Raw genomic sequence first — 2,078 nt, forward strand, 5'->3', positions numbered from 1 at the left:
AAACCAAAGTTGATACTGTGTATTTTCTTTAAGGACCGGGCGTACTTTGCCCGGTTTTTCTTACATATCTCGCTATAGAAAACCGGTAAGTGTAAACAAAGGAGTGAATCTTTAATGGAGCAACGCTTAAGTCAAAAGCAAATTCAAACATTAGCAATGACTCAATCGTTGCGACAATCACTTGAAATCCTGAATTTTTCTACATATGAACTGGAATGTTTTCTAGTGGAGAAACAACAAGAGAACCCTTGTTTAAAAGTACGATCAAAAGGTCCAATACTAACGTCAACACATAGTTTACAACAAATAGAGAGTCAAAGTTCCCATAAGGATATGCTTTACTCTCAAATGCTTGATTTTCAATTAAGCGATGAACTTGCACGTTTGATACGTTGGCTTATTGATGATTTAAATGAAGATGGTTTTCTAACTGCGACACTTGAAGAGTATGCAAAGTGGACAAACAAGCCAGTAGTTCTAATAGAGGAAGCTATTGATGTAATCCAACAATTTGAACCGGTAGGAATTGGAGCATTTTCTAAGAAACACGCACTTATTTTACAAGCAATATATCATGGTTTCTCGTTGCAAACAATAGATATTATCACAAATTATTTTGATCTTTTTATAACAAAAAGGTGGAAAGAACTATCTAAAAAAATGATTATGTCATTAGAAGAGATACAACAAATTTCAGATACTTTAGGCAACTTCTCATTATCTCCTATGCAACAAATAAAAGTGCAAAACCCTAGGTATATTCGAGCAGATGCCATTGTGTTATTTGAAAAAGAGGAACTTATTATCAACTATTATGGACATGCTTTCCCACAAATAACTATAGACAAAGAATACTTACATGGATTACCGGTGCTAATTGACTCCTCAGCTATGGCATATGTGAAACAGAAATCAAATGAAGTAACTAATTTAGCTAGTCAACTAAAGTGGCGTAAATCAACTTTACAACGAATCATTTACGAAGTGGTACATAGGCAGCACAGATACTTTACACTTGGCTCTCAATTCTTAATTCCGTTGACGATGACTGATCTAGCGGAGGTACTTAACTTACATGAATCAACAGTGAGTCGGGCTGTACGCGACAAATATTTAGAGACTAAATCTGGAGTTGTATCGTTAAAGTCCTTTTTCTCACAACCCTCGACTGACGATATTTCGGCCACTCATGTGAAAGCTCGTATCCAATTTTTTATCCAACAAGAAAATAAAAGCAATCCTTTATCTGACCTGAAAATTGTGGACATGCTTAAACAAGAACGAATTCATTTGTCTAGACGCGTTATTGCAAAATATCGAGATCAACTAGGAATATTAAGTTCTACAAAACGAAAGAGGTTTGAAAGGAAGGAGATTTAATGAAAGTTCAGTTATATTCTCGAAACAACTGCCCTTTATGCGACGATGCGCGGTTAATGCTGCAACTTGTGAAGGAAGATGTATATCTGGATATTGAAGAGATTAATATTGAGGAAGACGATGAAATACACGAGAAATATTTTCTTCGTATACCCGTGATTGAGAGTGAAGGAAAAATAATTCAAGAAGGTCGAATTGATTACGCTACTTTATTAGAGGCGTTTACTTCTTAATCATCATTTAAAGTGAATTGATAAATTACCTTAATGGGTTAGTGATAGCACTATTAGGAAAATTAAAATAACAAATTTCATATAGACAAAAGAAAACCGGGCAAACTTTTCCTGTTTTTTTAAAACATAGAAAGTATAGAGAATTGATGTGCCAAGAACCCAGTGTTAATGGTGTTTTTAGTATATAGAGACTAACATGCTATAACATAATTTCCTTGATGTAACTCTCGTTAATTCTTAATATAAAGTCGTGATTTCTTCACAGTCGAAGTAATTTTATTCAGTGATATATTCTTGTTTAATATAGGTGTGAGTACATTCATTTTTACAAGATAGAACTATTTTTTATTTTTATTTTTAAAACTATATTGTTATCACTGTTGATTGAAAGGAGAATGATTGTAGTGGAAGGTGGCGACTCCGGCGGGAAAAGCGAGGCCAGTTGAGACCCCGCAGTCGCTTGCG

Annotated in this window: 2 protein-coding genes; both read left to right on the plus strand. The window is 34.4% G+C overall.

Annotation, left to right across the window (positions count from 1 at the left end; genetic code table 11):
* Positions 1-114: 114 nt before the first annotated feature.
* Positions 115-1,380 carry an RNA polymerase factor sigma-54 gene (gene rpoN, locus B371_RS0100550; RefSeq protein WP_019412410.1) on the plus strand — a complete coding sequence of 422 codons (1,266 nt, stop codon included), beginning with the start codon at positions 115-117 and terminating at the stop codon, positions 1,378-1,380.
* Positions 1,380-1,613 carry a glutaredoxin family protein gene (locus B371_RS0100555; protein WP_019412411.1) on the plus strand — a complete coding sequence of 78 codons (234 nt, stop codon included), beginning with the start codon at positions 1,380-1,382 and terminating at the stop codon, positions 1,611-1,613. Before rpoN ends, B371_RS0100555 begins: the two co-directional genes overlap by 1 nt.
* Positions 1,614-2,078 lie beyond the last annotated feature (465 nt).

Origin of the sequence: Paenisporosarcina sp. TG20 (assembly GCF_000286315.1) — a bacterium.
In the GTDB taxonomy this organism is placed as follows: Bacteria; Bacillota; Bacilli; order Bacillales_A; family Planococcaceae; genus Paenisporosarcina.